The 16,580-nt window shown below is 64.4% G+C and carries 16 protein-coding genes and 2 tRNA genes; 6 read left to right on the forward strand and 12 right to left on the reverse strand.

The window, feature by feature from the left end:
- Positions 1-30: 30 nt before the first annotated feature.
- The 8 genes from OHB26_RS24590 to OHB26_RS24625 form a co-directional block, all read right to left on the reverse strand.
- The gene (locus OHB26_RS24590; RefSeq protein ID WP_330179615.1) at positions 31-258 is read right to left on the reverse strand and encodes a hypothetical protein; all 228 of its coding nucleotides are present in this window, start codon (positions 256-258) and stop codon (positions 31-33) included.
- Positions 259-969 carry a hypothetical protein gene (locus OHB26_RS24595; RefSeq protein ID WP_330179616.1) on the reverse strand — a complete coding sequence of 237 codons (711 nt, stop codon included), beginning with the start codon at positions 967-969 and terminating at the stop codon, positions 259-261. It abuts the gene before it with no gap.
- Between the two features lie 47 nt (positions 970-1,016).
- Positions 1,017-1,091, reverse strand: a tRNA-Val gene (locus OHB26_RS24600).
- A gap of 14 nt (positions 1,092-1,105) precedes the next feature.
- Positions 1,106-1,178: transfer RNA gene (locus tag OHB26_RS24605), tRNA-Gly, on the reverse strand.
- A gap of 93 nt (positions 1,179-1,271) precedes the next feature.
- Positions 1,272-2,258: a glycine betaine ABC transporter substrate-binding protein gene (locus tag OHB26_RS24610; RefSeq protein WP_442942713.1), complete on the reverse strand. Its 987-nt coding sequence runs from the start codon at positions 2,256-2,258 to the stop codon at positions 1,272-1,274.
- Positions 2,255-3,013 (reverse strand): ABC transporter permease, encoded by a 759-nt coding sequence (locus OHB26_RS24615; RefSeq protein ID WP_330179617.1) that lies wholly within the window; start codon positions 3,011-3,013, stop codon positions 2,255-2,257. The genes OHB26_RS24610 and OHB26_RS24615 overlap by 4 nt, the downstream gene beginning before the upstream one ends.
- Positions 3,010-4,194, reverse strand: coding sequence for an ABC transporter ATP-binding protein (locus OHB26_RS24620; RefSeq protein WP_330179618.1), 1,185 nt, complete (start codon positions 4,192-4,194; stop codon positions 3,010-3,012). The genes OHB26_RS24615 and OHB26_RS24620 overlap by 4 nt, the downstream gene beginning before the upstream one ends.
- Positions 4,187-4,837, reverse strand: a complete 651-nt coding sequence (locus tag OHB26_RS24625; protein WP_330185773.1) for an ABC transporter permease — start codon at positions 4,835-4,837, stop codon at positions 4,187-4,189. Before OHB26_RS24625 ends, OHB26_RS24620 begins: the two co-directional genes overlap by 8 nt.
- A gap of 183 nt (positions 4,838-5,020) precedes the next feature.
- Here OHB26_RS24625 and OHB26_RS24630 point away from each other — a divergent pair, with 183 nt between their 5' ends.
- Positions 5,021-6,238, forward strand: a complete 1,218-nt coding sequence (locus OHB26_RS24630; protein WP_330179619.1) for a sensor histidine kinase — start codon at positions 5,021-5,023, stop codon at positions 6,236-6,238.
- Here the strand turns inward: OHB26_RS24630 and OHB26_RS24635 are convergent.
- The 3 genes from OHB26_RS24635 to OHB26_RS24645 all read right to left on the reverse strand — a co-directional run bounded on the left by OHB26_RS24635 (position 6,226) and on the right by OHB26_RS24645 (position 9,610).
- Positions 6,226-6,636: a VOC family protein gene (locus OHB26_RS24635; RefSeq protein ID WP_330179620.1), complete on the reverse strand. Its 411-nt coding sequence runs from the start codon at positions 6,634-6,636 to the stop codon at positions 6,226-6,228. The genes OHB26_RS24630 and OHB26_RS24635 overlap by 13 nt on opposite strands.
- A gap of 10 nt (positions 6,637-6,646) precedes the next feature.
- A complete protein-coding gene (locus tag OHB26_RS24640; protein WP_330179621.1) occupies positions 6,647-9,067 on the reverse strand; it encodes an excinuclease ABC subunit UvrA in 2,421 nt (806 codons plus the stop codon).
- A gap of 102 nt (positions 9,068-9,169) precedes the next feature.
- A complete protein-coding gene (locus OHB26_RS24645; protein ID WP_330179622.1) occupies positions 9,170-9,610 on the reverse strand; it encodes a helix-turn-helix transcriptional regulator in 441 nt (146 codons plus the stop codon).
- A gap of 85 nt (positions 9,611-9,695) precedes the next feature.
- Here OHB26_RS24645 and OHB26_RS24650 point away from each other — a divergent pair, with 85 nt between their 5' ends.
- From OHB26_RS24650 to OHB26_RS24660, 3 genes are all read left to right on the forward strand, one after another.
- Positions 9,696-9,827 (forward strand): hypothetical protein, encoded by a 132-nt coding sequence (locus tag OHB26_RS24650; protein WP_330179623.1) that lies wholly within the window; start codon positions 9,696-9,698, stop codon positions 9,825-9,827.
- A 155-nt stretch (positions 9,828-9,982) separates the two neighbouring features.
- A complete protein-coding gene (locus tag OHB26_RS24655) occupies positions 9,983-11,023 on the forward strand; it encodes an alpha/beta fold hydrolase (protein ID WP_330179624.1) in 1,041 nt (346 codons plus the stop codon).
- Positions 11,005-13,440: a hypothetical protein gene (locus OHB26_RS24660; protein ID WP_330179625.1), complete on the forward strand. Its 2,436-nt coding sequence runs from the start codon at positions 11,005-11,007 to the stop codon at positions 13,438-13,440. The genes OHB26_RS24655 and OHB26_RS24660 overlap by 19 nt, the downstream gene beginning before the upstream one ends.
- A gap of 6 nt (positions 13,441-13,446) precedes the next feature.
- Here the strand turns inward: OHB26_RS24660 and OHB26_RS24665 are convergent, their stop codons facing one another.
- Positions 13,447-13,731, reverse strand: coding sequence for a hypothetical protein (locus OHB26_RS24665; RefSeq protein WP_330179626.1), 285 nt, complete (start codon positions 13,729-13,731; stop codon positions 13,447-13,449).
- Positions 13,732-14,033: 302 nt separating this feature from the next.
- On the opposite strand from OHB26_RS24665, the gene OHB26_RS24670 reads away from it, so the two are divergent.
- Complete coding sequence (locus tag OHB26_RS24670; RefSeq protein ID WP_330179627.1) at positions 14,034-14,888, forward strand: DUF6585 family protein; 855 nt, start codon at positions 14,034-14,036, stop codon at positions 14,886-14,888.
- A 340-nt stretch (positions 14,889-15,228) separates the two neighbouring features.
- Entirely contained in the window at positions 15,229-16,518 is a 1,290-nt protein-coding gene (locus tag OHB26_RS24675) for a tyrosine-type recombinase/integrase (RefSeq protein WP_330179628.1), read from the forward strand.
- Positions 16,519-16,580: the final 62 nt, after the last annotated feature.

Genomic DNA, 16,580 nt, shown 5'->3' on the forward strand with positions numbered 1-16,580 from the left:
AAAGATAACCTTCTGAGCTGCGGAGATGGGTCACCGAGCGGGAAGGCGGCTCCATCCGGCATCGACCGCTGCGGCGTACAGCGCGTCGAGGCCGAACGCCTCGATCGGGCCCAGCGCGCCGTTGTCGAGGAGGCCGCCCGCCAGCACCGTATGCGCGGCCCACGCCAGCATGGTCGCGGTGAAGTCGTACGGGTCGCCGCCGCTCGGCGTGACCGTGGCGACCAGGCGATCGGAGGCGTCGAAGGCTTCGGCGACCACTCAGCCGCGGGTGCGAGCCCGTGCCCGGGCATCGGGTCCGCCCGTGGAGCCTTTGACGGTCCGAGCCAGCACAGCCTCGAGCCCGTGTCGCAGCGGTCCGAACTGTCCGGCTGCTCCGGCCAGCCTCGATCCGATCTGTAGCCCACGCGCCGCGACCGGAGGCAGGCCGAGGAAGACATCGACCGTCCGCAGGTTCGGGTGCGAGCGGGGGAGCGCGAAGTGCTCGGATCCGGGGACCGAGACGCCGGTCCGGGTCTTTCCGGCAACCTCGAAGTCGCGCACCCGCGCGGCGGCGGGCTCGGTGGTCACGGTGCCCGCACGCAGAGCGAAGCCGTTCTGGTCGAACCCTCCTCGTACCGAAGGGATCTCGCCCTCGCGCTCGGCTTGGGAACAGGCGACCCGCCGCTCGATCTGCGGGATATCGTGTTGTCGGGCAAGACGATTCGCGGCTGCCTCGAAGGTGATGCGGTGCCGCGCCGGTTCATTCCCGAACTGCTCGATATGTATGCCGCGGGCCGGTTGCCACTGGATCGACTCGTGCGGGTCTATCCGCACACCGAAATCAATTCCGCCCTCGCCGATCATCGCGCGGGGCACATCATCAAACCCGTTCTGGCCTGGTAGGTCCGCCGCCACCCGAGTTGACCCCATGCCGTGCCGCATCCTCATCAGCCACCAGCGGTGGATGTAGCGGCGGACTCGAACCGTCATCCCCAGAGTGTGGCAGCGGCCACCGACAGGTCCCGTGATCTTGACTATGGTGCGCGATACTGGGATTGAACCAGTGACCTCTTCCGTGTCAGGGAAGCGCTCTCCCGCTGAGCTAATCGCGCTTGACGAGTCTTTGAGCGGATGACGAGATTCGAACTCGCGACCCTCACCTTGGCAAGGTGATGCGCTACCAGCTGCGCTACATCCGCTTGCTCGCCGGGGCCTTGTGGGCCGATCGGCTTGCGGGACAGAACTTTAGGGACAAACCGGGGTGGAAAGCAAATCGGCTGGTGGCGGGGGGTTCAGGGGGCGGTTACGAAGCCTTGGTCGATGAGCCAGGTGCGGGCTACGGCGGCGGGTTCGCGGCCCTCGATATCGACCTTGCGGTTGAGTTCGGTGATGGTCTCGTTGGTGAGCAGGCGGGAGATCGGCTCCATGACGGTGACGATCCGGGGGTGGGCGTCGGCGAAGGATTTGCGCATGACAAGGGCGGCATTGTATTTGGGGAAGAAGGCGCGGTCGTCGGTGAGCAGTTTCAGGTTCAGGGCGGGAATGCGGCCGTCGGTGGCGGCTACCGAGCCGAAGCGGCATTGATTCCCGTCGGCGGTGGCCTGGAAGACCAGGGAGTCCTGGACTATCTGTTTGTGAACCCTGCCGGTGTCGATGCCGTATTTGCGGGCCATACCGGGGAAGCCGTCCTGGCGCACATTGAATTCGGTGCCGACGCAGGTGGCCGCCGCGTCGGGATCGGTGTTGACCAGGTTGGCGTAGTCCGACAACGACGTGATCGATTTGTCGGCGGCCGTGCCGGGATTGGCGACCATGGCGTAGGTATTGTTCATGGGAGCCATTGCGGCCCAAACCATTCCGTGCGCGGCGAGGTCGGCGTCGCGGACGGCGGCGAATTGTTCGTCCGAGCCGGGGACGGGATTCTCCTTGCCCAGATAATTGATCCAGCCGGTGCCGGTGTAGTCGTAGGCGATATCGATCTGCCCGTGCAGCTGGGCATCGCGCAGACTGTTCGAGCCGACGATATCGGTCAGATCCCGCACCTCGGCCCCGGCCGCGCTCAAGGCGAATTCGATGAGATAGCCGAGGATATTCTGCTCGGTGAAGTCCTTGGAGCCCACCGTGATCCGCACCCCATCCAATTCCGGAATCGGCCGAATGCTGCCCGGACCCACCCGCAGCGGGACCGCGCTACCCGACTCCAGCCCGCAGGCCGCGACCAGCAGTAGCGCCAGGACTGCCGCGAAAGCCGTACAACCCCGTCGGATTCGAGTTCTCACCGCAGCCCCCGGGGTCCGAGATACCGTTCGGCGAGCGCGCCCAGCCAATCGATGAGCAGGGCCAGCGCGACCGCGAGCAGCGCACCCACCCACAGCGTGACGTTATCGCGCAGCTTGTAGCCGGTATCGATGAGAATCCCCAAACCGCCCGCGCTCACCAGGAATGACAATGTCGCGGTGCCGACGGCCAGCACCAGCGAGGTGCGTAAACCGGCGAGAATGTAGGGGACGGCGAGCGGAAACTCTATGCGGCGCAACACCATCAGAGCGGACATGCCCTGTCCGCGCCCGGAGTCGACGAGCATCGGATCGACCTGCTTGTAGCCGAGAATCGTATTGCGCAGCACCGGTAGCAGTGACAACAGCACGATCGGCGCGACGCCGATCCAGAATCCGGTGGTCCGGGTGAGCAGGTAGAACAGCACGATCAAACCGATGGCGGGCGCGGCCGCGCCGATATTGGCGAGTCCGACGAAAAGCGGTGCGAGACGGCGAAATCGGGCCCGGGTCAGCAGGGTGCCCAGGGGAACCGCGATCAGCACGACGATCGCCACCACGGTCACCGTTATCCGCACGTGCTGCCAGACGACGGTGGTGATATTGCTCGCGCTCAAACTGGCCTGCTGGGTGACGGTGAGATCGCGGGCGAAGGCCCACACCAGCACTCCGGCACCGAGCGCGACGGCCAGCACCGGCTGGGCGAGCAGCCGAATCCGCTCCGCCCGCCGCTCGGTCTGCGGGGTCGGCGCGGTCATCGCCCGCCATCCCCGTCGGAACCTTTGTGCGCGTGCGTATTTCGCATGTGGGACAGATGCGCGACGAGAGTGTCGATGGTGATCAGACCGACGTACTCACCACGCCGCCCGGTGACAACGGCATTGGCATTACTCTCCGCGAGCAGGGTTTCCAGCGCCCCCTGGAGCGTGGAGTCCAGCGAAACCATGCCGCCCACCGCGGTTCCCGCCGCGCGCAGCGAATCCGCCTGTGCGAGTTGCGTCAGCGTCACCCACCGCAACGGCCGGCCCTGATCGTCCAGCACCAGCCCCCACTCCCGGCCGCTGTCGCTGATCGCCTTCCGGAACGGTTCCACCGCTTCGGATTCCCGCGCGACCGCGCACTCCCCGCGCGGCACCTCCCGCACCCGCGTGAGCGTCAGCTGTTTCAGCCCGGCATCGGCACCCACGAACCCGGCCACCGTCTCATCGGCGGGTTCGGCCAGCACCGCCGCCGGAGTGTCGTACTGCAGAATCCGAGACCGATTGCCCAGCACAGCGATTCGATCGCCGAGCTTGACCGCCTCATTGAAATCATGCGTGACGAAGACAATCGTCTTGCGCAGCTCGGCCTGCAAGCGCAGCAACTCATCCTGCAGCAGCCCGCGGGTAATGGGATCGACCGCGCCGAACGGCTCATCCATCAGCAAGACCGGCGGATCCGCGGCCAGCGCCCGCGCCACCCCGACGCGCTGCTGTTGCCCACCGGAGAGCTGGCGCGGGAATCGATTTCGGAAGGTCTCGGGGTCCAGACCCACCAAGCCGAGCATCTCATCCACGCGATCATTGATCCGGTGGCGATCCCAGCCGATCAATCCGGGCACCGTGGCGACATTCTTGGCGACCGTCATATGCGGAAACAGCCCGGCCTGTTGAATCGAATACCCGATGCCGCGCCGTAGCGTATCCGGATTCATGCCCAGCACCTCGCGGCCACCGATCGTAATCGCCCCCGAGGTGGGTTCGATCAGCCGATTGATCATCCGCATGGTCGTGGTCTTACCGCACCCCGACGGTCCGACCAACACCACGATCTCCCCGGCCGGAATGGTCATGGACACCTTGTCCACCGCCGGATCCGCCTGCCCCGGATAGCGTTTGGTGACCTCCGACAGCACGATCTCGACACCGGAAATCTCCTGCGTCGCAAGGGTTTCAGTCACGAACTCTCCCCGGTGTGGTGAATCGGCCGATGAGTACGAGAATCGCATCGAGCAGCAGCGCCAGCACCACTATCAGCACCGTGCCGGTCAGTGCCTGCGGCACCGCATTGGGACTGCCCAGCCGCGACAACCCCGCGAAAATGAGATTCCCCAGCCCCGGCCCCTTGGCATAGGCGGCAATAGCGAGAATGCCCATGAGCATCTGCGTACTGATCCGCATTCCCGCGAGAATGGCGGGCCACGCCAGCGGCAACTCGATCCGGGTCAGCACCCGCAGCCGATTCATCCCCACACCCCGCGCGGCATCCGACACCGCCGGATCGACAGCCGCCAATCCGACAATCGAATTGCGCAGAATCGGTAGCAGCGCGTACAGCACCAGCGCGGTAATCGTCGGCCGCACACCCAAACCCATGAACGGAATCAGCAACCCCAACAGTGCGAATGACGGAACAGTCAAAATAATGCTGGCCGTTGCGGTGGCCGCCGCGGCTCCCAGTGGACTCCGATAGACCGCGACGGCGACGAGCACGGCCACCACCGTGGCAATCGCCACCGACTGCACCACGGCCGAAACATGCAGATAGCTATCGGTTATCAGCTGACGACGATGGTCGACGAGAAAGCTCCACAGCTGGTCCAGGGCCCCAACCTCCCCACGGAACGGGATCGTTAGCGAGCATAACCGTAAGCCGAATCGCCCTGGGCTTTTTCGCATATGTGGCCATACCCCTAGCCCCGATCGGACAAGGTCATACCTGGGTCGCTGCCGATCGCGACCCCAGGCCGATGCGCGAGGGTGGGGGAGACCGGCAATGCTGGTTGGATGACCCAAACCAGTCTGGCCGTGCGCCCGGGGCCCGCACCGCTGCGGTGGTGGCAGGAGGGCTGGCGGCAGCTGGTAGTGATCTTGTTCGCCGTGCTGTCCTGGATCATCGCCAAACAGGGCATGGACGCGGGCGTTCCCTCGCTGCTGCTGATCTGGCTGTGCGTGGTGGACCCGATTCTCGGCGTCTGCTGCCTGGTGCTGGTGCTTTTCCGGCGGCGCTGGCCGGTGGCGGTCGCCGCGGTGACAACCGCTGTGTCGGCGGTGTCGACCACGGCCAGCGGGCCTTCGATACTGGCACTGTGTTCGCTGGCGACCCGGCGGCGGCTGCGGGAGATCCTGCCGATCGCGGTCGTCGGGGTCCTCGCCGGCATGATGATGACGCGGGTCTATCCGGAGTTCAACGCGCAGAACGAACTGCCCGGCTCCGGCTGGTACACCCTCGCTTTCCTGGTTGTCGCCATGGGCGCGATAGTCGCTGTCGGCGTCGCGGTGGGTTCCCGCCGCGAGGTGATCTGGTCCCTGCAACAGCGCACCGAGATCGCCGAACGCGAACAGGTCGCACGCGCCACCGAGGCGCGAATCCTGGAGCGGCACAGAATCGCCCGCGAAATGCATGATGTACTCGCGCACCGGATCTCACTGGTCGCCATGCAGGCGGGCGTACTCACCTATCGCCCCGATCTCAGTTCGGAACAGGTCGGTTCGATCGCCCAAACCATCGCCGAGAATTCCCGGCAGGCTCTGGAAGAACTCCGCGACGTCCTGGGCGTCCTGCGCGCCGACGAACTGCACGCCACCGACCCGCCCGAACCGCCGCAGCCCTCCCTGGCCGCGCTGCCGACCCTGGTGGCCGACGCCCGCGACTCCGGACTGGCCGTGACCCTCACCGACAAGACCGAGGCGGACCCGCCCGTGACGAGCGCGCGCACCGCGTACCGCATCGTCCAGGAGGGCCTCACCAATGTCGGCAAACACGCCCCCGGCGCGACGGTCTGGATCCTGCTCGACGGCGCGCCGGGGGAGGGCCTCACCGTGTCCGTGAGCGACTCCGGAGCGCCCGGCGCGACCGAACCCGCTCCGCGCTCGGGCTACGGCCTGCTCGGCCTCACCGAACGCGCCGAATTGGTCGGCGGCACCCTCGCCTTCGGCGCCCGGCCGCAGGGCGGCTTCACACTGCGAGCCACCCTGCCCTGGCCGCAGGCTCAGAGCGCCTGATTGATTCGCACGTGATTACCGGCCGGATCGCGGAAGGCGCAGTCCCGCAATCCATACGGCTGATCCATCGGCTCCTGTACGACCTCCGCGCCGGTGGCCTGGACCTTGTCGAAGACGCCATTGACATCCGAGGTGGTCAACACGATGGTGGCGAACGTGCCCTTGGCCATCATCTCGGTGATCACGCGCCGCTCCTCATCGGTGACACCCGGATCCGCGCCCGGCGGGTGCAGCACGATGGATACCCCCGGCTGTCCGACCGGTCCGACGGTGATCCAGCGCATCGGCCCGTACTTGACGTCATTGCGAACCTCGAAACCGAGAGTGTCGCGGTAGAACGCCAGCGAAGCCTCCGGATCGTCCATCGGGAGGAAGGTATTGAGAATCGATAGGTCCATGACGCAAACGCTATCCGCGCGCCCGGGCAGCGCGCTTCTTGATTCCTGATCGGCCCACATATTGGGCGAGATGTTCGCCGGTCAGCGTGGATTGCGCGGACACCAGCGCTTCGGGCGTGCCTTCGAAGACGACCTTGCCGCCGTCGTGACCCGCGCCGGGGCCGAGGTCGATGATCCAGTCGGCATGCGCCATGACGGCCTGGTGATGCTCCACCACGATGACCGACTTGCCGGAATCGACGAGGTGGTCGAGGAGACCGAGCAGCTGCTCGACATCGGCCAGGTGCAGGCCCGCCGTCGGCTCGTCCAGGACGTAGATGCCGCCCTTCTCGCCCATATGCGTGGCCAGCTTCAAACGCTGTCGTTCACCGCCGGACAGGGTGGTCAGCGGCTGCCCGATGGTCAGATAGCCGAGTCCCACGGCTGCCAGCTGTTCCAGGATCTTGTGTGCCGCAGGCAGTTTCGATTCGCCAGCGCCGAAGAACTCCTCGGCCTCGGAGACCGACATGGCCAGCACCTCGGCGATATTCCTACCGCCCAAGTGGTATTCGAGCACCGCCGCCTGGAAACGCTTACCGCCGCACTCCTCACAGGTGGTGGCGACACCGGCCATGACCGCGAGATCGGTGTAGATGACCCCGTTGCCATTGCAGACCGGGCACGCGCCCTCCGAATTCGCGCTGAACAGCGCGGGTTTCACGCCATTGGCCTTGGCGAACGCCTTACGGATCGGCTCCAGCAGGCCGGTGTAGGTGGCGGGATTGCTGCGTCGCGAACCCTTGATCGGCGCCTGATCGATGGAGACGACGTCCGCACCGCGCGGAATGGACCCGTGCACCAGCGAGCTCTTGCCCGAGCCCGCGACGCCGGTCACCACGGTCAGAATCCCCAGCGGCACATCCACATTCACGTTCTGCAGGTTATGCGTCTTGGCGCCGCGGATCTTCAGCGCGCCCTTGCTCTTTCGCACCGCGTCCTTGACCGCGGCGCGATCGTCGAAATGCCGTCCGGTAATGGTGTCGCTCTTGCGCAGCCCCTCCACGGTGCCTTCGAAACACACCGTGCCACCCCCCGAACCCGCGCCCGGCCCGAGATCGACCACATGATCGGCGATCGCGATCGTCTCCGGCTTGTGCTCGACCACGAGCACCGTATTTCCCTTGTCCCGCAGGCGAAGCAGCAGATCGTTCATCCGCTGGATGTCATGCGGATGCAGGCCGACCGTCGGCTCGTCGAATACGTAGGTGACATCGGTCAGCGACGATCCCAGATGCCGAATCATCTTGACGCGCTGCGCCTCTCCGCCCGACAGCGTCCCCGAGGCGCGATCCAGGCTCAGATACCCGAGCCCGATCTCCACGAACGAATCCAAGGTCTGCCCCAGCGATTCCAGCAGCGGCCCCACCGCGGGTTCATCGAGCCCCTTGACCCACTCCGCCAGATCACTGATCTGCATGGCGCACGCGTCCGCGATGCTGATCTTCTTGATCTTCGAGGATCGTGCCTCCGAACTCAGCCGCGTCCCGTGGCATTCCGGGCAGACGCTGAAGGTGACCGCCCGCTCCACGAACGCCCGGATATGCGGCTGCAACGCGTCCACATCCTTGGACAGCATCGACTTCTGAATACGCGGGATCAACCCTTCATACGTGAGGTTGATGCCGTCGACCTTGATCTTCGTCGGCTCCTTGTAGAGCAGATCGTTCAACTCACGCTTGTTGTACTTCTTGATCGGCTTATCCGGATCGAAATATCCACAGCCGGTGAAGATTCGACCGAACCAGCCGTCCATGCTGTACCCGGGAATCGTCAGCGCGCCCTCGTTGAGCGACTTGTTCTCGTCATACAGCTGCGTCAGATCGATGTCATTGACCGCGCCCCGCCCCTCACACCGCGGGCACATACCGCCGGTAATGCTGAACGTCCGCTTCTCCCGAATCTGCCGCCCGGCCTTCTCCACCGTGACCGCACCAGCGCCGCTCACCGACGCCACATTGAACGAAAACGCCTGCGGCGAACCGATATGCGGCTTACCGAGCCGACTGAACAGAATCCGCAGCATGGCATTGGCGTCGGTGGCGGTACCGACCGTGGAGCGCGGATCCGACCCCATCCGCTGCTGATCCACCAGGATCGCGGTGGTCAAACCCTCCAGCACATCCACCTCGGGCCGTGCCTGCGACGGCATGAACCCCTGCACGAAACTGCTGTACGTCTCATTGATCAACCGCTGCGACTCCGCGGCGATGGTGCCGAACACCAGCGAACTCTTACCCGAACCCGAGACGCCGGTGAAGACCGTCAGCCGCCGCTTGGGAATCGCGATGCTGACATCCTTGAGATTGTTCACCCGCGCGCCGTACACGCGGATCCACTCGTGGCTGTCCGCGGCATGCGGTGCGGGCTGTTTCGTCTTCGCGGGGGTGCTCATGTTCTCTCCATCTGTGTCGGGTCCACAGGGTTGCGCGGCGGGCCGTCCGACCGCGATACACGGCCCGGCTCGAATGTTCCGGTCTTGCTGTGATCAGCCTATTTACTGATCCGAAGCCGACGCTTCTCGATTCCTGACCGGTCTGGTGACCTGCTTGGCCACACACGCCGGAATGCCGACCGTCGCCTCGGCCTCCTGCTTGGCGTAGGTGCTCGGCGGTACCCCCACCAATTCGGTGAACCGCGTGCTGAAGGTGCCCAGCGACGAACAGCCCACCGCGAAACACACCTCGGTGACACTCATATCCCCACGTCGCAGCAGCGTCATGGCCCGCTCGATCCGACGGGTCATCAGATAGCTGTACGGCGCTTCGCCATACGCGAGCTTGAACTGCCGACTCAAATGCCCGGCCGACATATGCGCGTCCCGCGCCAGTGCCATGACATCCAGCGGCTGCGCGTACTCCCGATCGATGCGATCGCGCACCCGGCGCAATCTGGCCAGGTCACGCAGGTGCTGCGCGTTTGCGGGTGTACCGGTCATCGCTAGAACATATCGCGAACTCAGCCGACCCTGAAGCGCCGCGCACATCTCGTAGCATGTCCGAAATGCGTAATTTGTTGGTTGTGTGGTCGGTACTTGCCGCCTCGGGATGCCCGGCGCCAAGACCACCTGCGTCGCCATCGACCGCCTCACCTACGACACCACCTTCGCCTCGCTGACCCGAGCTGAGGGTTGCGTGGGAGCGCATCGGGGGTGAAGTCGGCCCCCGGTTTGCTATCGAGAGCGATTTCGAGGGGACCGGATGGTCGGTTAACCCCGTGCAATATTCACCGATTTCTTCAGCGTCATTGCGGCTAGAATTTATTTGAAGTTGTGCCGCACTGGATTTGAAGCGATGGGGAGAAGTTGCGCATGGCGAAGGTTGTGCTGGTGCTGATTCACGGCATCAATTCCGACGGTCATGCCTGGGAACCGATGATCGATCTCCTCGAAGGCGACCCAACGCTGGGGCAGAATGTCTCAATTGTCAACTTCGAGTACGCAACCGGAAAGATCGAATTGCGGCCGAATCGAACATTCCCCAGTATTTCGGCGATCGCCACCGCCCTGGCGACGACGGTGAAAGAGAGTGTGCCGCCCCAGCTTCCGATCATTTTCGCGGCCCACAGCCAAGGCGGCCTTGTCGTCCAGCGGTATCTGGTGCAGCAGCTCGACCTGGGCCGCGGTGAGGACCTGCGGCGAGTGAAACGGGTGCTGCTGTTCGCGACGCCCAACTCGGGCTCGAACTACGCGTCGATGCTCCGGAGTCTGGCCGGCCGAGTCGTCCCCAATGCCCAAGAGGCGGAACTCAAACCGATTGCCGAACATGTCACCGATACGCAACGCAAGCTCTTCGAGCGCGTTGTGCATGCCAAATCGGCGTCCGATACGACCGTGCCGATCCCGTTCGAGGCGTACGCCGGATTGTCGGACAACGTAGTCAAGTTCACGTCGGCGACATTCGTATTCCCTTACACTGGTTCACTTCCCGGGGACCACTCGTCGATCATTCGGCCGGATTCCCGGGAATCAGAGGTCTATCGGATTCTCCGAGCGAGACTGCTGAGTGAAATCGAGGCATCGGCAAGCCCGATTGCCGGCGGATCACCCGCGGCTCCGAAGGACCGCCGCACCGCGATCACGCGGGCACTGGCCGATATCGATTCGCTCGGTCGGCACAGCGGCCGCCACGCGTTCGTCGGCGGAATGCCCTCGCGGATAAAGAACTACGTGGTGCTGAGCCCGGACAACTCGCCGATGCTCGACCTCCGTCAGGTCGTCGATGTCTGCCTCAGATACGAGGAGCGGGGGCGCGAGGACCTGATGGCGGCAATGACCGAACTCCTGGAACAAGATGACCCCGCGGTCGGCCGGGCCCTGGCCACGGTCCGCGAGTGCTGGCCCGCCTCATGACGAGCACCCCGCCCGAACCGCCCGCGCTGGTCATAGCCAGGGCGCTGGCGCGGATCAACGCGCTGGCAGGCTACAGCGGGCGGTACTCCTTCGCGGGTGGCATGCCGGAATACATCAAGAGCCGCATGACCTTCAGCCCCGATCACCCACCCGTGCTCGATCTCCGGCGGCTGGCCGAAGTGTGCATCAAACACGAAGGTCTGGGCTACCAGGCATTGACCAGGGGCTTGGAGACATCGTTCGACGCCGAGGATCCCGCCGTCCCGGCGGCACTCTCGGCGATCGCGGACAACTGGCCCCCGACCCGGCGACGGGATATTCCGCGGGATCGCCTGCTCGCGGTCAATCGCACGCTGGACGATCTGGCGGACAAGCTCGCGAATGTCGTCCGGCGCGAGCTCAAAGAAGAAGTCCGCCGCTGGCGGGTGGACTACCCGCCGATTCTCGGCGTGCGCTGGCAGGCCGCCGACACCGGGCTGGTCGTTCCGTGGGAGGAGATCCCGGTCGGGCGTGAGGAGCATGCGCTGCGACACGGCGTATTCCAGGACATCGCGCAGATGTACCAGGAGATCCCCTCGGGCCGATTGGTCGTGCTCGGCAAGATCGGTTCGGGCAAAACAACCTTGGTGAACTTCCTGGCGCTCGCCATGCTTGGGGAGGAGACCACGCGCGATCCGGCCAGCCCGGTACCGGTCATCTTCAACCTCGCATCCTGGAATGCGCGAAAAGTCGGCGCGTACAAATGGATGGCGTCGGTGATCAATCGCGATCATCCGGGCATCAGCATCGAGGATGCCGGACGGCTATTGGCAGGCAATCGAATCCTGCCGATGCTGGACGGTTTGGACGAGTACAAGAAGGTTCCGCGGCGCACCTACGCGCTCGAAGCGTTGAGCGGCGTGGATATCCCGCTCGTCGTGGCATGCCGTCGAGACGAGTACCGCGAAACCGTCGAGCACAGCCGTCCGCTGCGTCGAGCCTGGGCGATCGTGCTCGAACCGCTCACGCTGGACGACGTCCGCGAATTCCTGCCCGCCAAGGCGCATTCGGAGGAAGGGCGCGCGCTCTGGAATCAAGTCCTCGCCCGCATGACGGCCGCAGAGTCGGACACCGACGTACTCCGGAAAGTACTCGACAGTCCGCTGATGGTTTCGCTGGCGCACGTCATGTACGGATCGGCTGCCGCGCACCAGAATCCGCGGGAGTTGATCGACGAATCCTGGCTGAGTACACGGGAACTCGAGCGTCACCTCTGCGCGGGATTCGTCAACACCCTGTATCCGAAGTCGGTGAACGACACGCCTCCCGGCTACGAGGAAGGCGAGCGGCCCGCACGGCACTACGATCGCTCGGATGCCAAGCGCTGGCTGCACTTCATCGCCGGACAGGTACAGGACGGCGAAATACAGTGGTGGAGACTGGGAAACGGCGCACCACGCGCGTTACGCCTGCTGGTCTTCGGACTTTGCGCCGCCCTGATGGGCGCGGCCGCGGGATTGGCCATCGCGGGCCGTGTCACGCTGCTCGGCATCCATCCACCTCTCGGCGGTACCGGGGTTGGACTTGTCCTGGGTGCGGTCGCGGGAGCCGCGTACGGCTGGATCTATGAGGGCGAGCGGCCGATCCAGGTGCAATTGTTCAGTCCGGCCGCCCGGCGGAACCTCCGCTATGAATTGGTCAAAGCGCCGCTCTACGGTCTCACCGCCGTATGCGTCGGCTACCCCCTGGTGGTCCTCGGCCTGCACTCGTTCGGTCGGGTGGGTTGGTTTCTGTTCACGATCGGCGGTCTCGTGGCTGCGGTTCCGCCTTCCCTGGTGCAGCACTGGGCGAAGCAGCCCGGTCGTAAGGGACTCGGCAAGGAGATCCAGATCGCCGCCAGCGGTGGCGCTTTGACCTGTTTCGTGCTGGCATTGATCGGCGCGATACTCGACCGCCCCGCGGGTTCCTTCTGGATATGGATTGCCGCCGCGATCGTCTACGGCGTCCTACTCGCCTTCGTATACGGCCCCCAGGCCCCCATCGACGCGAACGAACTCGCCACACCGATCGAGATGGTCGAGAACAGCCGCCGACACTTCCGCTACTACACCGCCGCCATCTTCGCGACCTACGCGGCGTCGACGACATTCGTGACCGGGCTGACGATCATCGGCGTACTGGGCGCGTTCACGTACGGAGCCGTCGCGGGTATCGGCAGCGGTGTCGCGAACAACGCCTACGGCCGGTGGGCACTGCTGACCCGCGGCTGGTTACGGCTGACCGGCGATCTGCCCGGCGACCTACTGCCGTTCCTGGAGGAAGCGCACCGCCGGCATATGTTCCGCCAGTCCGGTGCGGTCTACCGCTTCTCGCACGAGGCACTCGAACGCTACCTGCGCGAACTACCGCCGGAAGAGTGGGTCGACGCCGAGCGCTGACTCGAATTATCCCGGCGTGCAATCCAACTGGAACGGATAACAGGGCTTCACCGGCGTGAGAGTCGCCGGTTCCGTGTTCGAAACCCGAACCGGCGCAACGGTGGACGCCGGATCATGATGCGACCCGGTGAGCGCGATCCCCGCCAGCAGTGCCAGCGGAAGCAGTACCAGCGCGCCCGCGATCAACAACAGCATCCACCACCACGACACCTTGATCGGACCGCGCTTGGGCCGCCTCGGCGGTTGGGGATAGCGCCCCTGCGGGTTGTTGCCGTGCACCGGAACCGTCATGCCGACATTTTGACAGCCATGTCGCCGATTACGGTGCACGGTACTGTGATCGACCAACCTCGGGATTATCGCGGCTTGTGGTCCAGCTGAGATGGAGCGCAGGGCTGGACGATCGAGGCGACCGCCGCGCGGCGGCCCGCACCGCGGCAGATTGTGCGGACATATACAGGTGTCCGCTGGTAACGTCCGGCGCGCACGCCAGGTAGGTGAGTTGACGGGCGCATCGTGTGACGCGCGAATTCTCCTGTGTACGAATCGAGTCCAGGCGGAGATCGAGTTCGTACCGATGACAGGAGCCGAGGATGCCCGAACGGACTTCCCCCGTGGACGACGACCCGCACGCGACGGAGCGGATTGCGGCATTGGCCGAGTCCGAAGGTCTCGGCGCCCATGTCGGCACCTACTTGTGGACAACACTGCGACTGCCTTGGAGCAGGTACCTGGTCGGCGCGGTGTCGCTGGGAGTTGTCACGGCGTTGTTGTTCGCGGTGGGCCCGCTGACGGGCGCGATCGCGACGGGACTTTGCGTGCTGGTGTTGGTGGGGCCTATCGCCCTCCGGGCACGCGCTCGTGTTCGGCACGTGCGTGCCGGATCTCGGCTCGAACTGTATGAGAACGGACTGATCGCGATCGGTGCCGGTACCGCCAGCAGGGTCGTTCAGTACAGCGACACAACGGTCTTCGTCACAATCCGGAGCGTCGTTTGGATGACGACCGGAGAAACCGAGTACTCCCGATACCGCTACCGGCTGACCGATACGGCAGGGCGAGAACTCACCCTCGCCGATCTGTCCGGAACCCATATGTGGATTCCGGGCGGCTACGCGGGCGGACCGGAGTGGGGTGCGGCCATCGGCCGCGGGATTGTCGCGCGCCGGTTCGCCACCGCCCTGGCCGACCTGGATCAGGGGCTTGAGCTCGACTTCGGACCGATCCGAGTGTCTGCGCAATACCTCGCTCAGGGCAAACGGCTGACACCATGGTCCGAGATTCTCGCGATAGAGATCGACAACGGAAACGTCAGGGTCGTCGCCGGGAAATCCGGAGGCAAGCGAAAGCCCGTCGCCTACAGCCCCATTCCGCTCATCGCGAACTATCACCTCTGGTACGCGCTTGCCGAGCACCTTCGACAGCGATCGTCAACATCGACTCGCTAGCGGCTGGAAGATTCGAGTCGCGCGCAGTGTCTTCGAAACCGGGCTGATCTCTTGCGGCAACACACAAGAAAGGCCCCCTCGAAAGGGGGCCTGACCTGGTATTACTCTGGTGCGCGATACTGGGATTGAACCAGTGACGCTACAGGTTAGTGAAGTAGGCTTGATCAGCCGAAATGTACTGTCATCAGGTAGTTTTCGCTGGTTCGGCCGAGACTCTAGTTGGCATCGGTGAACATCGATACACTTCTCTCAGGTCAGATCTAGGTCAGCAGCGCAGGTCAGGTCTAGGTCAGATGAGGTCAGACTCAGGTCAGTAGCGGCAGGAAGCCGGGAGAATTTCATGGTCCGTGGTGAGGGCAGGAAGCACCGAAAGGCCGGGACGTTCGGCTCGGTCGATGAGTTGCCGACTGGACGGATTCGGGCGCGGTACTACGGACCGAACGGGCGCCGGTACTCGGCACCGACCTATTTCCTCACCCAGCAGGACGCCCGTGCCTGGCTATCGACTGTCCAGTCGGACATCATCCGCAAGCGGTGGCAACCGCCTGACATCGAAGTGCCACCGGACACCCGACTGCTGTTCGGAGACTACGCGGAGAGATGGATCAAGGAGCGCGAGCTCGAAGAACGGACTCGTGGCGACTACCGGGATTGGCTTGACGCACATATTCTTCCGGCACTCGGTGAATACCCGATCGCCTCTATCGACGAAGACGACATCAAACGATGGTTCGCAAAGCTGAACCCGGATACCCCGACCCTTCGTGCCCGCGTATATGGCCTTTGCTCCACGATCTTCAACACCGCGGTCGATGATCCCAAAGTTCCCTTGAAGCGGAACCCGTGCCGGATCAAGGGAGCAGGCACGGTGAAGCGCGCGAGGATCATCCGGCCAGCCACCTTGGGGGAGCTCGAGACGATCGTCTCCACTCTGCCGAAGCGGTTCCGCCTGATGGCCTTGCTGGCTACTTGGTGCGCGTTGCGGTTCGGTGAGTTAACAGAGTTGCGCCGCAAGGACATTGACCTAGGCCGCCGGAGGGTTTATGTCGAGCGGGGTGTCGTCCGCCTCAAGAGTGAGGAGAAAGGCGTCGCGGTTCGGAAGGTCAAGGCACCGAAGTCTGAGGCCGGAATCCGAGAAGTGTCGATACCTCCGCACTTGGTATCGGTGATTGAGAATCACCTCCGCGACCATGTGGACGCCGGACCGAATGCTCTGCTATTCCCCGCATCTCATGGGGGACACCTGGCGCCGTCAACGTTTACGCGCCACTGGTACCGCGCGTGCCGGGTGGCTGGTCGCTGGGCTGAAGCTGACACCGTCGATCCGCGGGATGAGGGTAGAGCAGATCTGACTTTGCACGACCTTCGGCATACCGGTGCGGTGCTAGCCGCTCTTACCGGCGCGACGCTCAAGGAGCTCATGGATCGTCTCGGGCATTCGACGCCTGGTGCCGCTATGCGCTATCAGCACGCAGCTCAGGACCGGGATACGGCAATCGCAGTTGCACTCTCCAAATTCACGGAGCAGGAGAGTGGCAACGCGACGAACAGCAACACTCGGGCGAAAGCTGTCCAGTCTCGCCGGTCGCGGCCGATCGGTACGACATCGAGAAGAAGGCCGCGGATATGAAGGCGGAAATGTGTTGGGAATCTTGAGAATACGTCGGTGGGCCGTGCTGTACTGGTGCGGCA

The sequence above is a fragment of the Nocardia sp. NBC_01503 genome (assembly GCF_036327755.1).
GTDB lineage: Bacteria > Actinomycetota > Actinomycetes > Mycobacteriales > Mycobacteriaceae > Nocardia.